Below are 23,529 nucleotides of genomic sequence, written 5' to 3'. Positions count from 1 at the left end.
GCGTAGCCGTACACCATCGGTCGACGCCGAACGGGGTTCTCCCTGGGTGCGTCGACCGGAAGATCCGGACCGAACGACCGTCCGAACAAGGGAGGTCACGTGGACATCGTGGTCAAGGGCCGTAACGTCGAAGTGCCGGACCATTACCGGGTGCACGTAGCCGAAAAGCTCGCAAAGATCGAACGCTACGACCACAAACTCATTCGCGTGGACGTCGAGTTGTTCCACGAGCGCAATCCGCGCCAGGCCGATCACTGCCAGCGGGTGGAGATCACCTGCGTGACGCGTGGCCCGGTGATCCGGGCCGAGGCCTGCACGAACGATTTCTACAGCGCGCTGGACGCCGCCATCGCCAAGCTGGACACCCGCTTCCGCCGGGCGGCCGACCGCCGCCGGGTGCACCGGGGCCGGCACGCGCCGCTCTCCGTCGCCGCCGCCACCGCCGACCTGCCGGTGGCCGACCTGGACGGGCCCGGCCTGGCGACGCTGAACGGGCACGGGACGGCCACCGCCGTCGCCGAACGGCCCGACGAGAGTGGCTACGAGGAATACGACGACCAACCGTGGCACATCGCGCGGGCGAAGGTGCACCCCGCCGAGCCGATGACGGTCGACGACGCACTGTTCCAGATGGAACTGGTCGGCCACGACTTCTACCTGTTCCAGGACAAGGAGTCCGGCCGCCCGAGCGTGGTCTACCGCCGGCACGCCTACGACTACGGGATCATCTCGCTCGACACCGGACCCTGACCACCCGTGACGCCGGCCGGAAGCCGTGGTGGGCGACCACCACGGCTTCCGCCGTCATTCGGCTCGGTCGCCCGGCAGCAGCCCGAAGATCAGCGAGTCGATCCGGGTGCCGTCCGGGCCGGGAAGCCGGCCGCGCAGCAGCCCTTCCCGGCCGAAGCCGGCCTTCTCCAGCACCCGCTGCGAGGCGATGTTCTCCGGCCGGGTGCCGGCCCACAGCCGGGCCAGCCCGACGTCGAAGGCCCAGCCGGCCACCAGGCGCACCGCGCGGGTGGCCGATCCCCGACCGCGCGCCTCGGGCAGCAGGCTGTAGCCGAGCATGGCCTGGCCGGTGCTCGGCTCGTCGTACACCAGCGCGCAGCCGCCGGTCACCGTGCCGGTCGCCGCATCGACGATCGCCAGGTCGGCCGAGCGGCCGGCCAGCCAGTTGCTCTCCGCGCGACGGCACCGCCGCTCGACCGACTCCCGTGTCGGCGGGGCCGGCGGCACCCGGTTCGCCACCACCTCGGGCAACGTGTGCAGCCGGTACAGCGCCTCGGCGTCCGCCGGCCCGAGCCGCCGCAGGGTCACCACGCCGTCGGTGAGCCGGCCCTCGGGCAGGTCCGGCAGTGGCCGGGTGGTCGGCCCGGGCGGGTCGCCGGCGAGGCGTACCCAGACGGCCAGGTCGTGGCGACCGTCCCGGCCCTGCCCGGCCGAGCGGCGTACCCCCTCGTGCCGGAACCCGGCGGCCAGCGCGACCCGCTGGCTGGCCGCGTTCTCCTCCTGGGTGAGCAGTTCGAGCCGGACGGTGCCGGCGGCGAAGGCCGCCTCGGCCAGCGCGCGGGTGGCGGCCGTGGCGACGCCCCGGCCGCGCGCCCACGGAGCGACCCAGTAGCCGATCTCCGCCTGCCCGCGCTCCGCCACCGGGTGGCTGAGGCCGGCCGCGCCGATCAGCCGGTCGGTGGCCGGGTCGGCGATCGTGTACGCCGCGCCGCCGGTGGCCCAGGCCGCCGGTGCGCCCTCGGTGATCCACCACCGGGCGCTCTCCTCGGTGTACGGGTCGGGCAGGCCGGGCAGGAACCGCTGGGTGAGCGGGTCGGCGCAGGCGGCGGCCAGGTCCGTCACGTCGGTGAGCCGCTCCCGCCGCAGCCGCACCCCGTACGCCTCGACGGTCTCGGGTGTCACGCCAGGTCCTGCGGGAGCAGGCCGCCGATCCAGACGTCCTGCCGTTCCCCGCGGTGCTGCACACCCCCGCGGAGGGTGCCCTCGACGGTGAAGCCGGCCTTCTCGGCGGCCCGCCGGGACGCGGTGTTGCCCACGTTGGCGCGCCACTCGATCCGGGCCAGCCCGAGCGTGGTGAAGCCCCAGGCGCAGAGCGCGGCCAGCGCGGCCGGCAGGTAGCCCCGGCCCCGGGCGTGTGGCGCGGTCATGAAGCCCACGTCGGCGACGAGCGGGCCGGTGGGGGAGATGCGCAGGTCGATCGAGGCGACGTAGCGGTCCTCGGCGTCCGCGACCGCGTAGGAGGCGCCGGTGCCCCGGGCCCAGGCCGCCTCCGCGATGTCCCGCAGGAAGCCCTCGGCGTGCTCCCGCTGGTAGGGGTGCGGCACCGTGGTCCAGCGGATGGTGTCCTCGTCCCGGCAGGTGGTCACGAGGGCGTCGATGTCGCGCTCCTCCAGCGGGCGCAGCCGCAGCTCGGTGGCGCCGGCCGTGGCGAACAGGACCGGCTGGGGTCGGCCGAAGACCGCCGCGCGGCGGGCCTGGAGGGTGTCCGGGCCGTACGGGGCGGGCTCGCCGGGCGCGGCCAGGTCGGCCGGGAGGAGGGAGCCGATCCAGCCCTCGGGGCGGCCGTCGACCGCCGGGTGGGCCATCCGCAGCTCGCCCTCGACCCGGAAGCCGGCCCGGAGCGCGACCAGCCGGGAGGCGTGGTTGCCGACCTCCGCCTGCCAGATCAGCCGGCGCAGCTTGAGCGCGTCGAACGCCCAGCGGGCGACCGCCCGGGTGGCCCGCACCGCCACGCCCCGGCCGCGGGCCCAGGGGGCGGTCCAGTAGCCCACCTCGGCGGAGTCCAGGCCGCGGTCGATGGAGACCAGCCCGCAGGAGGCGAGCAGCTCGCCGGTCTGCGCGTCGCAGACCGCGAACGGTGCCCCGGTGCCGTCCGCCCAGGCCGTCCCGCTGATCGTGGTCACGAATCCGAGGGCGTGTTCGGGCAGGTACGGGCGAGGTACGGTGGTCCAGCGCTGGATGTCCGGATCCTGGCAGGCGCGGTACACCGCGTCGGCGTCCTCCGCCCGCCAGGGTCGCAGCAGCAGGCCGTCCTCGATGATCTCCACAGGCTCCACCCGAGCCATCGTGCCGGATCGTTCGCGTACGGCGTAACCCGAATACCGCCGCTCAGCGCGCCTGCTCGGCGTTATGTCGGGTTCGCGGCCCCGGACCGCCGCCACCAGTGACCATCGCCGCGCCGGAGCGCCTACGATGGTTCGAGACTGTCTAGGGGAGCGTTGATCCGTGTCGATTCTGGAAAAGGTCCTTAGCGCGGGCTCGGGCCGTATGGTGCGTCGGCTCAAGGCCATCGCGGCCGCCGTCAACTCGATCGAGGACGAGTACGTCAACCTCACCGACGACGAGCTGCGGGACATGACCGACCAGTTCAAGGAGCGGCTCGCCGACGGGGAGACCCTCGACGACCTGCTGCCCGAGGCGTTCGCGGTGTGCCGCGAGGCCGCCTCGCGGGTGCTCGGCCAGCGGCCCTACGACGTCCAGGTGATGGGCGGCGCGGCGCTGCACTTCGGCAACATCGCCGAGATGAAGACCGGTGAGGGCAAGACCCTGACCTCGGTCATGCCGGTCTACCTGAACGCGCTCGCCGGCAAGGGCGTGCACGTGGTCACGGTGAACGACTACCTGGCCGAGCGCGACGCCGCCTGGATGGGCCGGGTGCACGAGTTCCTGGGTCTCACCGTCGGCGTGGTGCTGCCGAACCGGCCGGCCAGCGAGCACCGCGCGGCCTACGAGTGCGACATCACCTACGGCACCAACAACGAGTTCGGCTTCGACTACCTGCGCGACAACATGGCCTGGTCGCGGGAGGAGCTGGTCCAGCGCGGCCACTTCTTCTCGGTGGTCGACGAGGTCGACTCGATCCTCATCGACGAGGCCCGGACCCCGCTGATCATCTCCGGCCCGGCCGAGCACTCCGCCCGCTGGTACCAGGAGTTCGCCGCCGTGGTGGCTCGCCTCCAGCCCGGCACCGACGGTGAGGGCGACTACGAGGTCGACCACGCCAAGCGCACGATCGCCATCACCGAGCGCGGTGTCGCCAAGATCGAGGACCGGCTCGGCATCGACAACCTCTACGAGTCGGTGAACACCCCGCTCGTCGGCTACATGAACAACGCGATCAAGGCCAAGGAGCTCTACAAGCGCGACAAGGACTACATCGTCAGCGACGGCGAGGTCCTCATCGTCGACGAGTTCACCGGCCGCATCCTGCACGGCCGCCGCTACAACGAGGGCATGCACCAGGCGATCGAGGCCAAGGAGGGGGTGGAGATCAAGCAGGAGAACCAGACCCTGGCCACCATCACCCTCCAGAACTACTTCCGCCTCTACGAGAAGCTCTCCGGCATGACCGGCACGGCCCAGACCGAGGCGAGCGAGTTCAACAAGGTCTACAAGGTCGGCGTCGTGACCATCCCGACGCACCGGCCGATGGTCCGCCTCGACCGGGCGGACGTCATCTACAAGACCGAGAAGGCCAAGTTCAACGCCGTGGTCGAGGACATCGCCGAGCGGCACGAGCAGGGCCAGCCGGTGCTGGTCGGCACGGTCTCGGTCGAGAACTCCGAGATCCTCTCCCACATGCTGCGCCGTCGGGGCATCCCGCACTCCGTGCTGAACGCGAAGTTCCACGCCAAGGAGGCGGAGATCGTCGCCCAGGCCGGGCGCAAGGGTGCGGTCACCGTCGCCACCAACATGGCCGGCCGTGGCACGGACATCCTGCTCGGTGGCAACGCCGAGTTCCTCGCCGCCAACGAACTCCGCCAGCGCGGCCTCGACCCGGTCGAGCAGCCGGAGGAGTACGCCAAGGCGATGGAGGAGATCCTTCCGAAGTGGAAGCAGGCCTGCGACGTCGAGGCGGAGGAGGTCGCCGCCGCCGGTGGCCTGTACGTGCTGGGCACCGAGCGGCACGAGTCGCGCCGGATCGACAACCAGCTCCGTGGCCGCGCCGGCCGGCAGGGTGACCCGGGCGAGTCCCGCTTCTACCTGTCGCTGCAGGACGACCTCATGAAGCGCTTCCGGGCCGGTGCCGTCGAGGCGGTGATGGACCGCTTCAACATCCCGGAGGACGTGCCCATCGAGTCGAAGATGGTCACCCGCCAGATCAAGAGCGCGCAGGCCCAGATCGAGGGCCAGAACGCCGAGATCCGCAAGAACGTCCTCAAGTACGACGAGGTGCTCAACAAGCAGCGCCAGGTGATCTACGCCGAGCGCCTCCGGGTGCTCAACGGCGAGGACCTCTCCGAGCAGGTCCGCAACATGCTCGACGACGTGGTCGGCGCGTACATCGTGGGCGCCACGAGCGACGGCTACGCCGAGGACTGGGACCTCGAGCAGCTCTGGTCCAGCCTCAAGCAGCTCTACCCGGTGGGCATCACCATCGAGGAGCTGGAGGAGGAGGTGGGCTCCCGGGCCGGCCTCGACCAGGACTTCCTGCTGGCCCGCCTCAAGGAGGACGCGCACGCCGCGTACGACCGGCGCGAGGAGCAGCTCGGTGAGGAGGCCGTGCGCCAGCTCGAGCGGATGGTCCTGCTCCAGGTGATCGACCGCAAGTGGCGCGAGCACCTCTACGAGATGGACTACCTCCAGGAGGGCATCAGCCTCCGGGCGTACGCCCAGCGCGACCCGGTCATCGAGTACCAGCGCGAGGGCTTCGACATGTTCGCCACCATGATGGACGGCATCAAGGAGGAGACGGTCGGCTTCCTCTACAACCTGGACGTGCAGGTCGAGGAGGCGGCGCCGGAGGCCGAGGAGGAGGTCCAGCTGCTGGAGAAGCCGGTGGAGATCCGGGCCAAGGGTCTCAACCGCACGCCGCAGCAGCAGGGCCTGCAATACTCCGCGCCGTCCGTCGACGGCGAGGCCGGCCGTGGTGCGCCGGTGATCGAGCGCGCCGAGGAGCAGGCGCCGGCGCTCGGCATCGGCCGCCCCGAGACGTCGGAGCGGCCCGCCGCCTCCACCCCGCGCCGGTCGACGGCCGGGATGAGCGGCCAGGCGGTCGCGGCGAGCACCGCCCGGCGGGCCGCGCCCGGCCAGGTCGACGGCGCGGGTGAGGGCCCGTCCCGCAACGCGCCCTGCCCGTGCGGCTCCGGCCGCAAGTACAAGCGCTGCCACGGCGCCCCCAACGGCGGCAACTGACCGCCTTCCGCACCAGCCCGACGGGCCCCGGCCACCGGCCGGGGCCCGTCGGCGTCCCGGCCACTGTCAGAGGACGTCGAGGACGGTGCAGAGCCAGGTGCCGCGGCGCTGTTCCAGGCGCAGGGCGATGGCCCAGCTCGCGCCGCCCGCGCCGGCGAGCACGGCGGCGGCCTCGACCGCGCCCGCGCGGGGCTCGCTGGCGCGCAGCCGGCGGAGCTGGAGGACCGGCCGGGCGGTGCGGCGGCGCGCCGGGCCGACCCGGCGGGCGGCGCGGGTCAGCTCGGCGGCCACCCGGGCGGCGGCCTCGGGGAGGCAGAGCGGCCGGAGCTGCCCGGGTGGGCGGTAGCCGTTGACGATCTCCAGGAAGGTGCGGACGAAGCGGTGTGCCGCGCGGGCCGCCTCGGGGGTGGCGGTGACCAGCGCAGCCGGTGGAGGGCCGGCTGAGCGGCCGGGCCCGGCCGGAGTCGGCCGGACGTCGGCGGTCCCGCCGGTCGAGCGGTCGCCGGCCCGGCCGAAGGCCCACCCCGTGGATCGTTCAGCGACGCGACCGGCACGGCGGGCGGGGGCGTCGGCGGGCCGGCCGGCGGGCCGGTCCGGGTCGCGGCGGTGGTCGAAGAGGTCGAGCGCGAGCTGGTCGACACTGGTCCAGCCGTCGGCCCAGGTGTCGCCCCAGGCCGGGTCCCGGTCGGTGCACGGTGGGTCGAGCGGCGGGGCGGGCCGGAGGCGGACGGGGGGACGCGGTGCCAGCGGGCGGCGGGTGTCGACCATCCTCAACCCCTGTTCGTTGCGTTTGCCTTCGTTTGCCTTCGAAGTCCTCTCATTCTCGGGCAGGGCAACGCCGACCGTCAATCCCGGTGCGCCATCGGGCGCTCACTCCACGTCGCGGTCGGTGAGCGGGTTCCCGCGTACCCACTCGGCGGTCTCCGCGTACTTCCGCTGGATGTACTCCTCCAGCCGGGCGCGCTCCACGCGCCACTGACCGCGGCCGCCGATCTTGATGGCGGGCAGCTCCCCGCTGCGCACCATGTGGTAGACCTGCGAGTCCGAGACGTTCAGCTCGGCGGCCACGTCGGACAGCAGCAGGAACCTCGGCTCCACGGTGACTCCCGGGGTTGGCTACGTTTGCTTCAGTTTGCCATCACGAGCCGGGTCGCCCCAGACCCGGCACGGCGAATCCGGCCCGGGACACACCGGCGCGGAACTTCTCCGCGGCGGATGCCGGGTGTATGACGGTCACGGCGTACGGCATGATCGGCGCCCGGAGCCGGCGCCCGTCGGCCGGCGGCCTGACGGCAGGAGCGAGCGGTGACCGACGAGCTGGTCCGGGTGTACGTGCCGGCGACCGTCCCGATGCTGGCCCGGCTGCGCGAGGAGGGCCTGGCCGGCGAGGAGGCGCACGCCGTCACCCCGGAGCTGCGGGAGTGGTACGCCGAGGGTGACGAGGAGGAGCTGGAGTACGTCGCCTTCACCCGGGCCGCCCAGGAGGCGCTGCTGCTGCTCCGGGCCGATCCGGGCGCGCCCCGGCGGCGGGTCGTCGTCTCGGTGGACCTGCCGGCCCGCGCGGTCGGCCGGGTCGGTGGCGAGCTGGGTTCCAGCGTGATCCGGCTCTCCGGGCCGGTGCCCGTGAAGTCCGTGGCCGCCATCCACGTGGACGGCGGCGACGCGGTTGACGACGTGGCCGCCGCCGCCGAGGTGGTGGCCGAAGCGCAGGCCGGTGACCCGGACGCCCAGTTCACCGTCGACGGGGCCGAGGACCACGAGCTGGAGTGGTACGACGTGACCGAACTGGACCTGCTGCTGCGCGAGGTCTCCTGACGCCGGGCGGCCTCAGGAGCCGGACTCGTCCTCGTCCTCCACGGCCCGCGGGCCGAGGGTGCGGCCGAACAGGATGAGCGCGGTGAGCGCCCCCACGAAGAGCACCCAGATGCCGTTGTCCACCCGCGAGGTGCCCAGCGCGGTCTGCGCCACCTGGTCGGCCTCGCTGAGGGCGGCGGCAAGGTCGAGCAGTCCACGCCCGCCGACCCGGATGATCACCTCGGTGAGCAGCAGGAGCAGGCCGGCGCCGGCCCCGGCCACGAGGTAAGACGGCCACCGCAGCTCGGTGGCGACCCCGTCCCGCCGCTCGGCGCGGCGGCGGGCCCAGGCCAGGTAGAGGTACGCCACCAGACCGGCGATCAGCCCGGCGAGCAGGGACTCGGTCCGGGACACCCACTTGGCGGCGTCGAGCATCGACTGCTGGGTGTCCCCGGCGCCGAACAGGTCGGAGAGCGGGTCCCGGGCGCGGCTGAACAGCACCACGAAGACCTGCGCGGCCAGCGTGGCGGCAGCCACCGCGCCGGCCACCCGGGCGTTGCGAGCCCCCGCCGTCGCCCCGCCGATGATCGCGGCGGCGGCCGTGGTGCCCGCGATGGTGTTGGTGGTCGCGTTGTCGGCGTACGTCAGGTTGATCACCACGGCGGCGGCGAGCCCGACCAGCAGGCCGGCCCCGACGGCGACGAGGAAGCGCAGGGTGGCCCGGTCCAGCCGGTTGGTCGCGGCCAGGGCGACGGCGGCGCCGGCGACCAGCGCGGCGGTGATCACCCCGGGCAGGGCGTACGCGGAGAGGGTGAGCGCGGTGACCCCGGCCGCGGCCGAGCTGATGGCCGCCCGGGTGGACCAGAGCATGGCCGCCAGCCAGCCGAGGGACAGCACGGCCAGCACGAGCGCGCCGGGCGCGAGGCGGCCCCGTGCGGGCGCGGCCTCGGCGGTCTCGTCGGAGGGGGATTCGTCCGTCCGCTCGATGGCGGGCTGGTCCGGCTCCGCGGCCGTGGAGCTGCCGGGCTGCTTGCTCATCGTCTCCCTCTCGACGGACGCCGGATCGGCCGCGAGGGCCGGGCAGGTCACCGGCCATCCAGCGTACGCGGCCCTTCCGGTCTCCCTCCGGGCCCGGCCGGTCGGGTGCGGTCCCGGGCCGACGGTGTGGTGACGGATCACAGGTGGCTGTGGGCTCCGGCCGAGGATTCGTCGGGGGAGGGTGGCTTGTCGCCTACGGTCCGGTGTGCGGTGGTGCGTCCGGGTGCGCTGGTGGAGGCGGTCCCAACCGGGGCGGTGGAGGTGGGGCCGGGCCCCTCGCATGGAAGAATTGGCCGAGGTCCCGCCGCCGCGACCGGTACACCGCGCGGTGCCCCGGCAGCCCGGCCACCCGGCCGGCGCCCGCGGGTCCGATTTCGCCACCGCCGTCGAGATCGCACAGGAGCCTGTGATGGACGCCGTGTTCTCCGTACCCGAGCCGCGCAACGAGCCGGTCCACACCTACGAGCCCGGCAGCGCCGAGCGGGAGCGGCTCCAGCGGCGGCTGGCCGACCTGGCCGCCGAGCGGATCGACCTGCCGATGACCATCGCCGGCGAGCAGCGGATGGCCGGCGGTGACCCGATCCAGGTGGTCCAGCCGCACAAGCACGCCCACGTGCTCGGCGTGACCGGCCACGCCACCCACGACGATGCGCGCGCCGCCGTCAAGGCCGCCAAGGACGCCGCGCCGATGTGGCGGGCGTTGCCGTTCGAGGAGCGGGCCGCGATCTTCCTGCGCGCCGCCGACCTGCTCTCCGGCCCGTGGCGGGACACGCTCAACGCGGCCACCATGCTCGGCCAGTCCAAGACCGCGGTCCAGGCCGAGATCGACTCGGCCTGCGAGCTGATCGACTTCCTCCGGTTCAACGTCTACTTCGCCCGCAAGCTGCTGGCCGAGCAGCCGATGTCCTCCCCGGGCGTGTGGAACCGCTTCGACCACCGGCCCCTGGAGGGCTTCGTCTATGCGGTGACCCCGTTCAACTTCACCGCGATCGCCGGCAACCTGCCGTCGGCCCCGGCGCTGCTCGGCAACACCGTGGTCTGGAAGCCGGGCCCGACCCAGCAGTTCGCCGCCCACTTCACCATGCGGCTGTTCGAGGCGGCCGGCCTGCCGCCCGGCGTGATCAACATGGTCACGGGGCGTGGCGAGGAGGTCTCCGACGTCGTGCTGGCCGACCCTGACCTGGCGGGCATCCACTTCACCGGGTCCACCAAGGTCTTCCAGCACCTGTGGAAGACGGTCGGCGAGAACATCGCCCGCTACCGGGGCTACCCGCGGCTGGTCGGCGAGACCGGCGGCAAGGACTTCGTGGTGGCGCACAGCAGCGCCGACGTGGACGCCCTGCACACCGCGCTGATCCGGGGCGCCTACGAGTACCAGGGCCAGAAGTGCTCGGCCGCCTCGCGGGCGTACATCCCCCGGTCCATCTGGGAGGGCGGGCTGCGCGACCGGCTGGCCGCCACCGCCGACTCGCTCACCTACGGCGACGTCACCGACTTCAGCAACTTCGGCGGCGCGGTGATCGACGACAAGGCGTTCGGCCGGCACACTGCCGCGCTGGAGCTGATCAAGGGCGACGACAGCTGCACGGTCCTGGCCGGCGGCACGGCCGACGACTCGGTGGGGTACTTCGTCCGGCCGACCCTCTTCGAGTGCTCGGACGCCGCGCACGAGACCTTCACCACCGAGTACTTCGGTCCGATCCTCGGTGTGCACGTCTTCGACGACGCCCGCTTCGAGGACGTGGTCCACCAGGCCGAGTCGATCGCGCCGTACGCGCTCACCGGTTCGATCTTCGCGACCGACCGCCGGGTGGTCGACCAGGTGGCGGAGAAGATGCGGTACGCGGCCGGCAACTTCTACATCAACGACAAGCCGACCGGCGCGGTGGTCGGGCAGCAGCCGTTCGGTGGCGCCCGGGCCAGCGGCACCAACGACAAGGCCGGCTCCTGGCACAACCTGGTCCGCTGGATGTCCCCGCGGACGATCAAGGAGACCTTCGTCCCGCCGACCGAGCACGGCTACCCGCACATGGGCTGAGCTGCACACGGTCGCCGGTGACGCACCCCACGTCACCGGCGACCGGCCGGCCGGAGGACGGTCCGGGGGTCCCCGGCGGACTGTCGCCCGCCGACAGTGCACATCGGACGACCCAACGGGTGGCGAAAACGGCAAATCCTGGACGCCAGGTCCGACAAAGTGGCAGCTTAGAGGGCATGGCGGATTCCGGAGTCAACCCGACAGCGGCGGCCCTGCTGGGCCTGCTGCACGACGGACCCATGACAGGCGGCCAACTGATGGCCGCCGCCGAGCGCCGGCTGGCGCCGTACTGGTCGATGACCCGCAGCCAGGTCTACCGCGAGCTTCCGGTCCTGGCTGAGAAGGGGTTGGTGCGGCTCGGCAAGCCCGGGCCGCGGTTGAGTCAGCCGTACGCGATCACCGCGTCCGGAAAACGGACATTCTCCCGCTGGCTGGCGGAGAACCCCGGCCGGGACACCATCCGTAACCCGATCGCGCTACGGATCGCCTTCGGCGGCCTGCACTCGGCGAGCCAGCTCAAGAACCTCTACGCCTCGGCGAACGAGTACCACACCGAGGCCCTGGCGGCGGTTCGCGAGCAGGTCAAGAACGCCAAGAAGGAAGGCGACGACTACGACGCCAGCGCGCTGGAGTTCGCGGTCGCCTACCACCGGGCGGCGCTGTCCTGGCTCAAGAGCGCCCCGGTCGGCTGACCACCTGCGCCGAACCGGCCGGCAGAGGCAGTAGTCTTGTCTGTCGTGACCGCTGCCGATTACGCCGAACAGCTCAAGGAACTCGACGCCACCCTGCGCAACATCGAGGCCGTGCTCGACCTCGACAAGCTGCGCGAGCAGAAGGCCCGCCTGGAGCAGGAGGCCTCCGCGCCGGACCTGTGGGACGACCAGGCCAAGGCGCAGCAGGTGACGTCGCAGCTGTCGTACGTCAACGGCGAGATCTCCAAGCTCGGCACCCTCCGTTCGCGGCTGGACGACGCCGGGGTGCTGCTGGAGCTGGCCCAGGCCGAGTCCGACCCCGGCACCCTCACCGAGGTCGAGTCGGAGATCACCGGGCTGACCAAGGCCATCCAGGAGATGGAGGTCCGCACCCTGCTCTCCGGCGAGTACGACTCCCGGGAGGCGCTGGTCGCCATCCGGGCCGGCGCCGGCGGCGTGGACGCGGCGGACTTCGCCGAGATGCTGCTGCGCATGTACCTGCGCTGGGCCGAGCGGCACGGCTACCCGACCGAGGTCTACGAGACCTCGTACGCCGAGGAGGCGGGCCTCAAGTCGGCCACCTTCACGGTCAAGGTGCCCTACGCCTTCGGCACGCTCAGCGTCGAGTCCGGCACCCACCGGCTGGTCCGGATCAGCCCGTTCGACAACCAGGGCCGCCGGCAGACCAGCTTCGCCGGCGTCGAGGTGCTGCCGGTGGTGGAGCAGACCGACCACATCGAGATCCCCGAGAACGAGATGCGGATCGACGTCTACCGCTCCTCCGGCCCGGGCGGGCAGAGCGTCAACACCACCGACTCGGCGGTCCGGATCACGCACATCCCGACCGGCATCGTGGTGACCTGCCAGAACGAGAAGTCCCAGCTGCAGAACAAGGCGTCCGCGCTGCGGGTGCTCCAGGCCCGGCTGCTGGAGCGCAAGCGGCAGGAGGAGCAGGCCAAGCTCCAGGGCCTGAAGACCGACGCCGCCGGCTCGTGGGGCGACCAGATGCGTTCGTACGTTCTGCACCCTTATCAGATGGTGAAGGATCTGCGGACCGAGCAGGAGACGGGCAATCCGTCCGCGGTCTTCGACGGCGAGCTGGACAGCTTCATCGAGGCGGGAATCCGCTGGCGGAAGCAGCAGCAGCTCACCGCTGACGGTGCGTGATCGATCTCGGACGCAGCGCGTCATCGATCTCTGCCTGACCGGCTGAATCGACGACGCGACCCGCTTCCGAGGGGCTGGGGGCTTGGCTCTCCGGTTACACCGCGTAGACTCTCGACCCGTGATTCAGCTTGAGCAAGTGACGAAGACGTACCCGAAGGCGTCCCGGCCTTCGCTCGACAACGTGTCCGTCTCGATCGAGAAGGGCGAGTTCGTCTTCTTCATCGGTCCATCCGGCTCCGGCAAGTCCACGATCATCAAGCTGCTGCTGCACGAGGTCACCCCCAACAAGGGGCGGGTCGTCGTCAACGGCAAGGACGTCACGTCGATGCGCTCCTGGAAGCGACCCCACTTCCGGCGTTCCATCGGCTGCGTCTTCCAGGACTTCCGCCTCCTGCCGAACCGCACCGCCTACGAGAACGTGGCGTTCGCGCTGGAGGTGATCGGCAAGACCAAGGCGGTCGCCCGCCGGGTCGTGCCGGAGGTGCTGGAGCTGGTCGGGCTCGGTGGGAAGGAGCACCGCTACCCCCACGAGCTGTCCGGTGGCGAGCAGCAGCGGGTCGCGGTGGCCCGGGCGTTCGTGAACCGCCCGCTGATCCTCCTGGCGGACGAGCCCACCGGAAACCTGGACCCGGATACCTCGATCGAGATCATGCGCCTGCTGGACCGGATCAACCGCACCGGCACGACCGTCGTGATGGTCACGCACGACTCCAACATCGTGAACCAGATGCGCCGCCGCGTCATCGAGATCGAGAGCGGCCGCATCGTGCGCGACCAGGCCCGCGGCGTCTACGGCTGAGCCGCTGACCCGCAGCCCCTGACGACGAACACCTCACGCCGGAGAGCCGGAGGAATATCCCGATGCGGATGAAGTACGTCCTGTCCGAGGTACTGGTCGGACTGTGGCGAAACGTCACCATGACTCTCGCCATGATCATCACCATGGCGGTGTCGCTGTTCATGCTGGGCGGCAGCGGCCTTCTGTACCAGAAGGTCGGCGACATGAAGGACCTCTACTACGAGAACGTCGAGGTCTCGATCTTCCTGAAGACCGACGTCAACGACCAGCAGCGGACCGACCTGGAGACCAAGCTCAAGGCCGACCCGCTGATCAAGGAGGTCACGTACGTCGACAAGACGGAGGCGTACAAGCGCTTCCAGCAGATGTACGCGGACGCGCCCGACCTGGTCAACGCGGTCAAGCCGGACCAGCTGCCCGAGTCGTTCCGGCTCACGCTGAACAACCCGGAGCAGTACAAGAACATCTACGACGAGTACAAGGCCTCCGAGGGGATCGACACGATCGTCGACCAGAGCAAGCTGCTCGACAAGGTCTTCGGCGTGCTCAGCGGCTTCCAGAACGGCGCGCTCGCGATCGCGATCGTGATGGCGATCGCCGCCCTGCTGCTGGTCGCCAACACGATCCAGGTGGCCGCGTACAGCAAGCGCCGCGAGGTCGCCGTCATGAAGCTGGTCGGCGCCTCCAACTGGTTCATCCAGGCGCCGTTCGTGCTGGAGGCGGTGGTCGCCGGTCTGATCGGCTCGATCCTGGGCCTGATCGCGTTGATCACGTTGAAGACGGTCGCGGCGGGGAGTTCGATGTCGGCCCTGGAGGGCCTGATCACCCCGATCTCCTGGTCCGAGATCTTCCTGACGTTCCCGCTCATGGCGGCCGTCGGTGGCCTGGTCAGCGCGGTCACCGCCTGGGTCACGCTCCGCTTCTACCTGCGGGTCTAGTTACCGGGACGGCTCTCCGAGGGCCCTCCCGCGCGGAATAAACCGCGCGGGAGGGTCCTTGTGTTTCCGGTAGCATGATCCGCGCTCCGCGATCGGAAGGGAGGTGGCGCCGATGCCACGGGAAAAGGGTCGCAAGGTGGTCGCCTCCAACAAGAAGGCGCGGCACGACTACGCCATCCTCGACACCTACGAGGCGGGCATGTCGCTGACCGGCACCGAGGTCAAGTCGCTGCGGGCCGGGCGGGCGTCGCTGGTCGACGCGTTCGCCCAGGAACGCGACGGCGAGCTCTATCTGCACGGCATGCACATCCCGGAGTACACCCAGGGCACCTGGACCAACCACGAGCCCCGGCGGACCCGGAAGCTGCTGCTCAAGCGGCTGGAGATCGACCGGCTGATCGGCAAGACCAGGGAGAGCGGCCTGACCATGGTGCCGCTGCAGGTCTACTTCTCCGATGGCTGGGCGAAGGTGGAGATCGGCCTGGCCCGGGGTAAGAAGTCGTACGACAAGCGCCAGGACCTGGCCAAGCGGGACGCCGACCGGGAGATCGCCCGGGTGGTGGGCCGGCGCGGCAAGGGCATGGCTGAGTGAAACATCCGGTTTGTCCGAGAGCCGGCCTCCGGCGGGCCTCGGAATGAATCCGGTTGCGCCAGGCGTTAGGCTTGGTGATGCTGCCGACAGGGGCAGCCCTTCGAGGGGGTGACTGGTTTCGACTTCGTACGTTGCGGCAGGGGAAGCGAGCCGAGGAAGCCGACGTCGTCTCGAGAATCGTTCGTCGGAAACCAATAAGCGCCAAGAACAATCGCGCTGACTTCGCTCTCGCCGCCTGAGGCGAGTAGCAAGTCTGTCGGCCTGGGAGCGCCTTCGACCCAGTTAGCCGGCATCAGCTAGAAGGCTGGCCAACCGGACCCGGTCGCGGGGTCCGTGCGGCGAGATCAATCAGCGACTGGGCCCGTCACACCGACTCGCTCGCGTGATCGGAGGGGCCGAGTAGAGGCACAGCGAGCTGCGCTCGGAGAAGCCCTGACAAACCGGCGAAGGACCCGGGTTCGATTCCCGGCACCTCCACCACCTGACCTGTGCGCCCCGGTCCACCCGGACCGGGGCGCACAGTCGTCTCCGGATCCGTTGAGCCGGCGCCGCTCCCGGCCCCTCGTGCGGGCGCTCTAGGCTCCGCCTGTGACGAACGAGCGGATCCGACTCTCCGTCGGCCTGGCGTCCGGCCAGCGCGCCGGTGCCGCCGTGGTGGGCGTGCTGTGCACCGCCCTCGGTGCGGCCTTCGTGCTGCTGCCGCTGGTCGCCGACGGGCTGCTGCGCCGGATCACCGGCTTCGGCGACCCGGTCCCCTCGTACGACGACGTGCGGGACCTGCCGCCCGACCTGCTCCCGCCCGACCTGCACGGCGCCGCCGCCGGTCCCGCGCCGCTGCGCTACGCCGGCCTGTGCGGGCTCCCGTTCGTGCTGCTCGGGCTCCTCCTGGTGCTGCGGGTGCTGCGCACGGCCGCCTGGCTGGACGGGACCCGGGCCTCGGTCCGCGGCGCGCTCGGCACCCGTACCGTCGACCTGGCCACCGCCGAGGTGCGTGGCGGCACGGTCGCCCATCGGGTCGGCGACGACGGCGTGGTGCGGGTGCCCACGCTGATCGCCCGGGACCGGGAGACCGGCCGGCGGGTCACCATCCCGTTGCAGGGCCCGGGGCTGGGCGACCTGCCCCCGTACGAGCTGCGGGCGCTCGCCGACGCGATCACCGCCGGCCGGCCGGACCAGGGCCGGGACGCCGACGAGCACGCCCTCGCCGGCCGGTTGCGCACCATGGCGGGGAATCCGCTGGGGCGGTAGAGGCGGCTGTGACCGGTGGGGCGGATGGGGCAGATGAGGCCGCCATTCCTTCTGGACAGGCCGGGGACCCGGGTTCACCATCGCTGTACGCGGAAGCACAGCAGCGCGGGAGGTGCCCATGGTCACCAATCCGATCCAGCAGCCGTCGACCGTCACCGCCGTGCCCCAGCCCCGGTCCGCGCTCTCCGGCGACCTGTGTGCCCTCGTCCGGGCGCTCGCCACGCCGCCGCCGGCGCCGTGCTCGCGGGAGCACCTGGCCGGCCGGCTCGGCCCGGTCCGGCGGGGCTTCGCCGAGCACGTCCGGCTCACCGAGGGTCCGGCCGGCCTCTACGCCGAACTGCTGCACCAGGCGCCCCGGCTGGACCGCGGCGTACGCCTCTTGGCCGACGAGCACGTCGCCATCGCGGCGGCGATCGCCGCGCTCCAGCACGCGGTGCGGCTTCCCGCGATGCCCGCCGAGGAACTTCGGGAACAGGCTCGGAACCTGCTGCGGGCGCTGGACCGGCACCGGCAGCGCGGCGCAGACCTGCTCTGGGAGGCGTACCAGGCCGACCTGGGCGGGGAGGACTGACCGGGGAACCGGCCGGGGGAGGGCCGCGTCCAACCGGCATGCGTCGCTCTCTCGCCCTGCTCGGCCTACCGCTCCTGGTCCTGGCGGGCTGCGCCGCGCCCGGCGCCGACCCGGCCGGTCCACCGGCCGCCGGCCCGGGCGATGCGTCGGTCGCCGGCCCTGACCACCGCTGGGAGGCGTTCGCCCAGCGGGCCACCGAGGTGGCCGACGCGTGGCGACCGGGCCCCGCGTGGCGCAGCGGGTACGTCCCGCTCGACGAGGCCACCCTGCTGATCGGTGACCCCGGCTTCACCGACGAGACGAAACAGGCGTTCCTCAACGGCTGGTACCGGGACCAGATCGCCCTCCCCACCGCCCGCCCCGCCGACGGGACGATCCGCTTCCCGGACGGCACCCTGCGCGTCCCGCTGGTCAGTGCCGCCGACGCGTACGCCGAGCTGCACCAGGCCGACCCGCCCCCGTGCGGCGGCCGGCCCACCACGCCGGGGCCAGGGCGGCCGAAGGGCGGCCCGACCATCGAGCCCGGCCCCGACGGCATGGTCGCCACCCAGGCGCCCAGCCCGTGCGTGCCGCTCACGGTCACCGGGGTGACGCTGGGCAGCGCGTCGGTGCGCACCAGCCGGGGCGAGGCCACCGTGCCGGCCTGGCTGTTCAGCGTGGAGGGTCTGCGGGCGCCGGTGGCCCGTCTCGCCGTGGCGCCGAGCGCGGTCGGGACCGCCCCGGAGGGGGCTGCGCCGGGCCGCCCGGCGGGCGACGGTGTCGTGGCGGCGACGGACCTGCAGGCGGTGCACGGCAACCGCATCGACTACCGGGTCGGCGTGGGCGCCTGCGACGGCCAGCCCGTCCCGCTGGTGCTGGAGCGGGACGACGTGGTGGTGCTCGGCGCCGGGGTGGTGCGGACGACCGACGTGTGCACGATGCAACTGGTGATGAAGCCGCTGACCGTCACGCTGAAGGCGCCGCTCGGCGGCCGGGCGGTGCTCGACGTGGCCGGCGGCACCCCGCTCGTGGTCCGCCGCTGACCCCTAGAGGATCCGCGGCACGTCGGTGCTGATCGGCGCCGCCAGCACGGTCGGCCGGTCAGCGGCGAGCGCGGCGGCCAGCGCCGGGCCGAGCCGGTCCGGCGACTCCACCACCTCGGCCGCGCAGCCGTAGCCGCGCGCCACCGCGGTGATGTCCAGCCCCGGCAGGTCCAGCGCCGGCACCCCGGGTGTGTGCTTCAGCTCGGCGAACGCCTTCAGGATCGCGTACTGCCGGTTGACCGGGACCACGACGGCGAGCGGCAGGCCGAGCTGCGCGGCGGTCCACAACGCCTGCACCGAGTAGTGGAACGAGCCGTCGCCGACCACCGCGACCACCGGCCGGCCACGCCCGGAGTCCCGCTCGGCCAGCGCGACGCCCACCGCCGCCGGCAGGCCGAACCCGAGGCCGCCGCTGGCCATGGTGAAGTACGACCGGGGCCGGGCGACCCGCAGCCGGCGGCGCAGTGCGGCCAGGTTGGACGGCGACTCCTGCACCAGCACGCCGTCGGCCGGCCACTGCCCGGCCAGCGCGGCGAAGAGGGCGTCGGCGCTCGGCGGATCGGCGGCTTCCGGCGGCGCCGGGGCGTCCCGGGCCGGTGGCGGGCGCCGGTCCGTCGGGGGCAGCAGCTCCACCAGCCCGGCCATGGCCAGCCCGGCGTCGCCGAGCAGGCTCTCCCCGACCGGGGCGCGGGCCGCCTCGTCCGGGTCGTCGGTGACGTGCAGCAGGCGGGCGTCGCCGGGCAGGTAGTCGCCCGGCACGTGCGGGTAGTAGCGGAACACCGGGGCGCCGACCACCAGCACGGTGTCGTGGCCGCGCAACGCCTCGGCCAGCGGGTTGATGGCGTAGGGCAGGACGCCCCGGAACTGCGGGTGGTCCTCGGGGAAGACGGCCCGCTCCGGCGCCGGCGCGGCCCAGACCGGCGCGGCCAGCCGCTCGGCCAGCGCCACGGCGGCCGGCCACGCGTCGGCCCGGTCCACCGCCGCGCCGAGCACCAGCGCCGGAGCGCGGGAGGCGGCCAGCGTGGCGGCGAAGCCGCGCAGCCGGTCCGGGTCCGGCGCGATGCGGGTGGCCACCGTCCGCACCTGCGGCGGCGGGTCGGCCGGCCGGTCCCAGTCGTCCATGGGCAGGGAGAGGAAGACCGGCCCGGTGGGTGGCTGCACCGCCGAGGCGTACGCCCGCATGAAGGCCGCCGGGATGTCCTGGGCGCGCGCCGGCTCGTGGGCCCACTTCACGTACGGGTGGACCATCTCGACCGCCCGGGGGCTGGCCAGGCGGGGCTCGATCAGCAGCATCTCCCGGGTCTGCTGGCCGGCGGTGACGATCAGCGGTGTCCGGTTGTGCCAGGCGGTGACCAGGTTGCCCATGGCGTTGCCGGTGCCCGGTGCGGTGTGCAGGTTGACGTGCGCGGGGCGGCCGGTGGCCTGCGCGTAGCCGTCGGCCATGGCCATGGCCGACGCCTCCTGCAGCGCGTGGACGTAGCGGAAGTCGGCCGGGAAGGCCGTCAGGAACGGTTCCTCGGTGGAGCCGGGATTGCCGAAGACGGTGGTCAAACCCAGCGCGCGGAGCAGGTCGTAGGTCGTGTCGCGGACCGTTGCCATCGCCGGCTGCCTCCCGTCCCCCGCGCGTGTCGGGGGCGGCCCCGTGATCAGCTCCCCGACCAGCCGAATCTATCGGGCCGAGGGTGACTTTTCGGGCGCTTCCCCGCGCTCAGGGCAGCGGGAACGGGAGCTTGATCCCCTCCAGCGCCCGGCCGCAGGGGCAGTCCCGCTCGGCGGGCAGGGCGGCGACCGCGTCCAGCAGCACCCCGCGCAGCCGGTCGGTGTTCTCCGCGAAGACCCGGAAGACCTCCTCCTGGGTGACCGACTCGCCCGCCTCGACGCCCGCGTCCAGGTCGGTGACCAGGGCGATCGAGGTGTAGCAGAGGGCGAGCTCGCGGGCGAGCACCGCCTCCGGGTGGCCGGTCATGTTGACCACCGTGCCGCCCATCGAGGCGTACCAGCGCGACTCCGCACGGGTGGAGAAGCGCGGTCCCTCGACCACCACGACCGTCCCGCCGTCCACGGCGGGCACGCCGCGCCCGGCCGCCGCGTCGAGCAGCGTCCGCCGCCCGGCCGGGCAGTACGGATCGGCGAAGGACACATGCACCGCGCCCTGGTCGTAGTAGGTCTGGGTGCGCCCGCTGGTGCGGTCCACGAGCTGGTCCGGCACCACGAACGTGCCCGGGCCCAGCTCCGGCCGGAGCCCACCGACGGCGCAGGGCGCCAGCACCTGGCGTACGCCCAGGGACCGCAGCGCCCAGAGGTTGGCCCGGTAGGGGATCAGGTGCGGCGGGTAGCGGTGGTCGCGTCCGTGCCGGGGCAGGAACGCCACCCGCCGGCCGGCCACTTCGGCGATCGTGACCGGGTCCGACGGCGCGCCGTACGGCGTCTCCAGCACGTGCTCGGTGGCGCCGTCGAGCAGGGCGTAGAGCCCCGATCCCCCGATCACCGCCAGTTCCGCCGTAGCCGCCATCCGGCCCTCCCTCGATCCGTGGCGATCACCCGCCGGTCAGACCTTAGCCAGGGGGCGGGGCGCAGGCTATGGTGCCTTGCATGGCGTTGACAGCGCGGCGGGTCGCGGCGTACGGCTGACGGGTGTCGGACATGCAGGGTGAGGGACAGGCGATCGGTGGCCGAGCCATGGACTCCATGACCGGGCGGCTGCTGGTCGCGACGCCTGCGCTGAAGGACCCGAACTTCGACCGTACGGTGGTGCTGCTGGTCGCCCACGAGCCCGGCGGCGCCCTCGGCGTGGTGCTGAACCGGGCCACCGAGGTCCCGGTGGCCGACGTCCTGGGCGACTGGAGCGACCTGGCCCGGCACCCCGCGGTGCTCTTCGAGGGCGGTCCCGTCCAGCCCGACTCGGCGATCTGCCTGGCCCGGATGCGCCACCCGATCAAGCCGGTGAAGGGCTTCCACCGGGTCTCCGGCGCGGTCGGCACCATCGACCTCTCGGTCGACCCGGAGAAACTGCGCGACGCCGTCGGCGGGATCCGGGTCTTCGCCGGTTACTCGGGCTGGGGCGCCGGTCAGCTGGAGCGGGAGATCGAGGACGGATCCTGGTTCGTGCTCGACGCCCTACCCGGCGACGCCTTCGTCGACCGCCCGGACGACCTGTGGCCCATGGTGCTGCGCCGGCAGGGCGGCATGATGGCGGCGGTCGCCCACTTCCCCCCGGATGTGGCCCTGAACTGACCGCCGGCCGGGGGTACCCCGCGAGATGACCATGCCGACCGGCGTGTGTATAGTTCTCTCCGTGCCCGGGCGACCGGGCCGACCGCAAGGGGCCGTGGCGCAGCTGGTAGCGCACCACACTGGCAGTGTGGGGGTCAGGGGTTCGAGTCCCCTCGGCTCCACCTTCGCGATCAGGGCGTTCGTCGGACACGACGGACGCCCTTCGTCATTTCGGGCCGAGCCTGAGGGCTCAGCGCTCTCTCGTCGCCGGCCGCCAGGCGCTCCGGCGCAGGAGCCGGAGGCCGTTGAGGCCGACGATGACGGTGGAGCCCTCGTGGCCGGCGACGCCCAGGGGCAGGGGCAGGTCACCGACGAGGTCCCAGGTGACCAGGACGACGATGAACGTCGCGGCGATGAGCAGGTTGGCCTTGACGACGCGGCGGGCCCGCCGGGACAGGGCGATCACGGTGGGCAGGGTGCTCAGGTCGTCGCGGACGAGCACGGCGTCGGCGGTGTGCAGGGCGAGGTCGGAGCCCTGGCGGCCCATGGCCACCCCCAGGTCGGCGGTTGCCAGGGCGGGGGCGTCGTTGACGCCGTCGCCGACGAGGAGGACCCGCCGTCCCTGTCCTTGCAGGTCGCGGACCCGCTCGACCTTGTCGGCGGGCAGCAGGCCGGCGTGGGTGTCGGTGATGCCGGCTTCTGCGGCGAGGTGCCGGGCCGCGCCGGGGTTGTCGCCGGTGAGCAGGACGGGTGTGACGCCGGTGACGGCGGTGAGGGATTCGACGGTGGCGGCGGCTTCGGGCCGGATGCGGTCGGCGAGCGCGAGCACGCCCTGCGGTCGTCCGTCGACGGTCACGACGACAGCGGTGTGGCCGGCGGCCTGGACGCCGGTGACCGCGCGTCGGATCTCGGCGGCCTCCTGGTCCGGTCGCTCGTCCAGCAGGCCGGGCCGGCACACCGCCACCCGCCTGCCCTCGACGAGGGCGGACACGCCGCGGCCCGGGGTGGAGTCGAAGTCACTGGCGGACGGGACGGGCAGCCCGCGCTCCCGCGCGGCGGTCACGACCGCCACCGCCAGGGGATGCTCGCTCGGGTTCTCGGCCCCGGCGGCCAGCCGCAGCAGTTCGCCGGCGTCGACACCGGCCGCGGGGTGAACGGCGGCAAGACGCGGACTTCCGGTGGTGAGGGTTCCGGTCTTGTCGAACGCCACCAGGCTCGTGTCGGCGAGTCGTTCCATGACCACGGCGGACTTGACGAGCACACCGTTACGGCCGGCCACGGCGATGGCGGACAGCAGCGGCGGCATGGTCGCCAGGACCACCGCGCAGGGCGAGGCGACGATCATGAAGGTCATGGCGCGCAGCAGGGTGGGTTGGAACTCGGCATCGAAGGCGAGCGGGATGCCGAACAGGGCCAGGGTGGCCACGACCACGGCCGCGGAGTAGTGCTGCTCGACCTTCTCGATGAACAACTGGGTCTTCGCCTTGGTGGCCGAGGCCTCCTCGACCAGGGCGACGATGCGGGCGATCACCGACTCGCCCACGGGCCGGTGCACCCGGGCCACGAGGGAGCCGGTCCCGTTGAGGGTGCCGGCGTACACCTCGTCCCCGGCCGTCCTGGCCACCGGCAGGGGCTCCCCGGTGATGGTGGCCTGATCGACGTCGCTGGCCCCGTCCAGCACCAGGGCGTCAGCGCCGATCCGCTCGCCGGGCCGGACCCGGATGATGTCGCCCACGACCAGGTCGGCGGTGTCGACGACCTCCTCACGGCCGTCGGGGAGCAGCCGGGTGGCCCGTTCCGGTGCCAGGTCGAGCAGGGCGCGCACCGAGTCGGCGGTCCGTGCGGTCGCGACGGCCTCCAGTGCCCCGGAGGTGGCGAAGATGACGATCAGCAACGCGCCGTCGAACACCTGCCCGATGCTCGCCGCGCCGATCGCCGCCACGATCATCAGCAGGTCGACGTCCAGGGTGCGCTCGCGTAGCGCCGTCAGGCCCGCGAGCGCCGGCTCCCAGCCTCCGGCCGCGTAGCAGGCGAGGTAGAGGGCCCACCAGAGCGCGGGAGGCGCGTCGAGCAGTTGGGCCACGCCGCCGAGGGCGAACAGACCGGTGGCGATCACCGCCCACCGCACCTCGGCCAGCGCCCAGGAGCGGGCGACCAGGCCGGGGCCGACGGGGCGGCCGGTGATCACTGGTGGCGAGGAGAGCGTCGAGCTGGTCACGAGAAGCCACCATACCTGCGTAGGCATGAAGGTATGCAGGCAGCTGTGCAGCCGA

The 23,529-nt window shown here is 72.6% G+C and carries 21 protein-coding genes, 1 tRNA gene and 1 other RNA gene; 15 read left to right on the top strand and 8 right to left on the bottom strand.

Annotation, left to right across the window (positions count from 1 at the left end):
* Positions 1-99: 99 nt before the first annotated feature.
* The gene (raiA, locus tag ABZW14_RS24300; protein WP_355350595.1) at positions 100-750 is read left to right on the top strand and encodes a ribosome-associated translation inhibitor RaiA; all 651 of its coding nucleotides are present in this window, start codon (positions 100-102) and stop codon (positions 748-750) included.
* Positions 751-804: 54 nt separating this feature from the next.
* On the opposite strand, the gene ABZW14_RS24295 is transcribed toward raiA, so the two are convergent.
* Positions 805-1,911 carry a GNAT family N-acetyltransferase gene (locus tag ABZW14_RS24295; RefSeq protein WP_355350593.1) on the bottom strand — a complete coding sequence of 369 codons (1,107 nt, stop codon included), beginning with the start codon at positions 1,909-1,911 and terminating at the stop codon, positions 805-807.
* On the bottom strand, positions 1,908-3,074 hold the full coding sequence (locus ABZW14_RS24290) for a GNAT family N-acetyltransferase (RefSeq protein ID WP_355350591.1): 1,167 nt from the start codon (positions 3,072-3,074) through the stop codon (positions 1,908-1,910). Before ABZW14_RS24290 ends, ABZW14_RS24295 begins: the two co-directional genes overlap by 4 nt.
* Before the next feature lie 160 nt (positions 3,075-3,234).
* Here ABZW14_RS24290 and secA point away from each other — a divergent pair, with 160 nt between their 5' ends.
* Entirely contained in the window at positions 3,235-6,144 is a 2,910-nt protein-coding gene (gene secA, locus ABZW14_RS24285; RefSeq protein WP_355350589.1) for a preprotein translocase subunit SecA, read from the top strand.
* Positions 6,145-6,210: 66 nt separating this feature from the next.
* Here the strand turns inward: secA and ABZW14_RS24280 are convergent, their stop codons facing one another.
* Positions 6,211-6,912, bottom strand: a complete 702-nt coding sequence (locus tag ABZW14_RS24280; RefSeq protein WP_355350587.1) for an Rv3235 family protein — start codon at positions 6,910-6,912, stop codon at positions 6,211-6,213.
* Between the two features lie 102 nt (positions 6,913-7,014).
* The gene (locus tag ABZW14_RS24275; RefSeq protein ID WP_355350585.1) at positions 7,015-7,242 is read right to left on the bottom strand and encodes a helix-turn-helix domain-containing protein; all 228 of its coding nucleotides are present in this window, start codon (positions 7,240-7,242) and stop codon (positions 7,015-7,017) included.
* Between the two features lie 207 nt (positions 7,243-7,449).
* On the opposite strand from ABZW14_RS24275, the gene ABZW14_RS24270 reads away from it, so the two are divergent.
* Complete coding sequence (locus ABZW14_RS24270; protein WP_355350583.1) at positions 7,450-7,959, top strand: hypothetical protein; 510 nt, start codon at positions 7,450-7,452, stop codon at positions 7,957-7,959.
* Positions 7,960-7,971: 12 nt separating this feature from the next.
* Here ABZW14_RS24270 and ABZW14_RS24265 read toward each other — a convergent pair whose 3' ends face one another.
* The gene (locus tag ABZW14_RS24265; RefSeq protein WP_355350581.1) at positions 7,972-8,976 is read right to left on the bottom strand and encodes a hypothetical protein; all 1,005 of its coding nucleotides are present in this window, start codon (positions 8,974-8,976) and stop codon (positions 7,972-7,974) included.
* A gap of 409 nt (positions 8,977-9,385) precedes the next feature.
* Here ABZW14_RS24265 and pruA point away from each other — a divergent pair, with 409 nt between their 5' ends.
* The 10 genes from pruA (at position 9,386) to ABZW14_RS24215 (ending at position 18,043) form a co-directional block, all read left to right on the top strand.
* Complete coding sequence (gene pruA / locus ABZW14_RS24260) at positions 9,386-11,014, top strand: L-glutamate gamma-semialdehyde dehydrogenase (protein ID WP_355350579.1); 1,629 nt, start codon at positions 9,386-9,388, stop codon at positions 11,012-11,014.
* A gap of 176 nt (positions 11,015-11,190) precedes the next feature.
* Positions 11,191-11,706 (top strand): PadR family transcriptional regulator, encoded by a 516-nt coding sequence (locus tag ABZW14_RS24255; protein WP_355350577.1) that lies wholly within the window; start codon positions 11,191-11,193, stop codon positions 11,704-11,706.
* Between the two features lie 45 nt (positions 11,707-11,751).
* The gene (gene prfB / locus ABZW14_RS24250; RefSeq protein WP_355350575.1) at positions 11,752-12,873 is read left to right on the top strand and encodes a peptide chain release factor 2; all 1,122 of its coding nucleotides are present in this window, start codon (positions 11,752-11,754) and stop codon (positions 12,871-12,873) included.
* Positions 12,874-12,991: 118 nt separating this feature from the next.
* Positions 12,992-13,672, top strand: a complete 681-nt coding sequence (gene ftsE, locus ABZW14_RS24245) for a cell division ATP-binding protein FtsE (protein WP_013284225.1) — start codon at positions 12,992-12,994, stop codon at positions 13,670-13,672.
* Between the two features lie 62 nt (positions 13,673-13,734).
* The gene (ftsX, locus tag ABZW14_RS24240) at positions 13,735-14,610 is read left to right on the top strand and encodes a permease-like cell division protein FtsX (protein ID WP_355350573.1); all 876 of its coding nucleotides are present in this window, start codon (positions 13,735-13,737) and stop codon (positions 14,608-14,610) included.
* A 112-nt stretch (positions 14,611-14,722) separates the two neighbouring features.
* Positions 14,723-15,202, top strand: coding sequence for an SsrA-binding protein SmpB (gene smpB, locus ABZW14_RS24235; RefSeq protein WP_154230133.1), 480 nt, complete (start codon positions 14,723-14,725; stop codon positions 15,200-15,202).
* 104 nt (positions 15,203-15,306) lie between these two features.
* Positions 15,307-15,682, top strand: a transfer-messenger RNA (tmRNA) gene (ssrA, locus tag ABZW14_RS24230).
* A 108-nt stretch (positions 15,683-15,790) separates the two neighbouring features.
* A complete protein-coding gene (locus ABZW14_RS24225) occupies positions 15,791-16,450 on the top strand; it encodes a hypothetical protein (RefSeq protein WP_355350571.1) in 660 nt (219 codons plus the stop codon).
* Between the two features lie 118 nt (positions 16,451-16,568).
* Entirely contained in the window at positions 16,569-17,021 is a 453-nt protein-coding gene (locus tag ABZW14_RS24220; protein ID WP_355350569.1) for a hypothetical protein, read from the top strand.
* A gap of 38 nt (positions 17,022-17,059) precedes the next feature.
* Positions 17,060-18,043 (top strand): hypothetical protein, encoded by a 984-nt coding sequence (locus ABZW14_RS24215; RefSeq protein ID WP_355350567.1) that lies wholly within the window; start codon positions 17,060-17,062, stop codon positions 18,041-18,043.
* A 3-nt stretch (positions 18,044-18,046) separates the two neighbouring features.
* Here the strand turns inward: ABZW14_RS24215 and mdlC are convergent, their stop codons facing one another.
* Together mdlC and ABZW14_RS24205 are read right to left on the bottom strand one after the other, a co-directional pair.
* Entirely contained in the window at positions 18,047-19,642 is a 1,596-nt protein-coding gene (gene mdlC, locus ABZW14_RS24210) for a benzoylformate decarboxylase (RefSeq protein ID WP_355350565.1), read from the bottom strand.
* Between the two features lie 109 nt (positions 19,643-19,751).
* Complete coding sequence (locus tag ABZW14_RS24205; RefSeq protein ID WP_355350560.1) at positions 19,752-20,555, bottom strand: S-methyl-5'-thioadenosine phosphorylase; 804 nt, start codon at positions 20,553-20,555, stop codon at positions 19,752-19,754.
* Positions 20,556-20,686: 131 nt separating this feature from the next.
* On the opposite strand from ABZW14_RS24205, the gene ABZW14_RS24200 reads away from it, so the two are divergent.
* Positions 20,687-21,277, top strand: coding sequence for a YqgE/AlgH family protein (locus ABZW14_RS24200; RefSeq protein WP_091259972.1), 591 nt, complete (start codon positions 20,687-20,689; stop codon positions 21,275-21,277).
* An 88-nt stretch (positions 21,278-21,365) separates the two neighbouring features.
* Positions 21,366-21,438: transfer RNA gene (locus ABZW14_RS24195), tRNA-Ala, on the top strand.
* Positions 21,439-21,506: 68 nt separating this feature from the next.
* On the opposite strand, the gene ABZW14_RS24190 is transcribed toward ABZW14_RS24195, so the two are convergent.
* Positions 21,507-23,444, bottom strand: coding sequence for a heavy metal translocating P-type ATPase (locus tag ABZW14_RS24190; protein WP_355350733.1), 1,938 nt, complete (start codon positions 23,442-23,444; stop codon positions 21,507-21,509).
* Positions 23,445-23,529: the final 85 nt, after the last annotated feature.

The sequence above is a fragment of the Micromonospora sp. NPDC004551 genome (assembly GCF_040609975.1).
GTDB lineage: Bacteria > Actinomycetota > Actinomycetes > Mycobacteriales > Micromonosporaceae > Micromonospora.
This window is presented reverse-complemented; position numbering and strand designations above follow the sequence as displayed.

Coding starts and splice junctions, on each gene's coding strand:
- ABZW14_RS24265 (WP_355350581.1), bottom strand. CDS start 8,976: ATGAGCAAGCAGCCCGGCAGCTCCACGGCCGCGGAGCCGGACCAGCCC.
- ftsX (WP_355350573.1), top strand. CDS start 13,735: ATGCGGATGAAGTACGTCCTGTCCGAGGTACTGGTCGGACTGTGGCGA.
- smpB (WP_154230133.1), top strand. CDS start 14,723: ATGCCACGGGAAAAGGGTCGCAAGGTGGTCGCCTCCAACAAGAAGGCG.
- ABZW14_RS24255 (WP_355350577.1), top strand. CDS start 11,191: ATGGCGGATTCCGGAGTCAACCCGACAGCGGCGGCCCTGCTGGGCCTG.
- ABZW14_RS24205 (WP_355350560.1), bottom strand. CDS start 20,555: ATGGCGGCTACGGCGGAACTGGCGGTGATCGGGGGATCGGGGCTCTAC.
- ABZW14_RS24280 (WP_355350587.1), bottom strand. CDS start 6,912: ATGGTCGACACCCGCCGCCCGCTGGCACCGCGTCCCCCCGTCCGCCTC.
- ABZW14_RS24200 (WP_091259972.1), top strand. CDS start 20,687: ATGCAGGGTGAGGGACAGGCGATCGGTGGCCGAGCCATGGACTCCATG.
- ABZW14_RS24220 (WP_355350569.1), top strand. CDS start 16,569: ATGGTCACCAATCCGATCCAGCAGCCGTCGACCGTCACCGCCGTGCCC.
- ABZW14_RS24215 (WP_355350567.1), top strand. CDS start 17,060: ATGCGTCGCTCTCTCGCCCTGCTCGGCCTACCGCTCCTGGTCCTGGCG.
- mdlC (WP_355350565.1), bottom strand. CDS start 19,642: ATGGCAACGGTCCGCGACACGACCTACGACCTGCTCCGCGCGCTGGGT.
- ABZW14_RS24290 (WP_355350591.1), bottom strand. CDS start 3,074: ATGGCTCGGGTGGAGCCTGTGGAGATCATCGAGGACGGCCTGCTGCTG.
- pruA (WP_355350579.1), top strand. CDS start 9,386: ATGGACGCCGTGTTCTCCGTACCCGAGCCGCGCAACGAGCCGGTCCAC.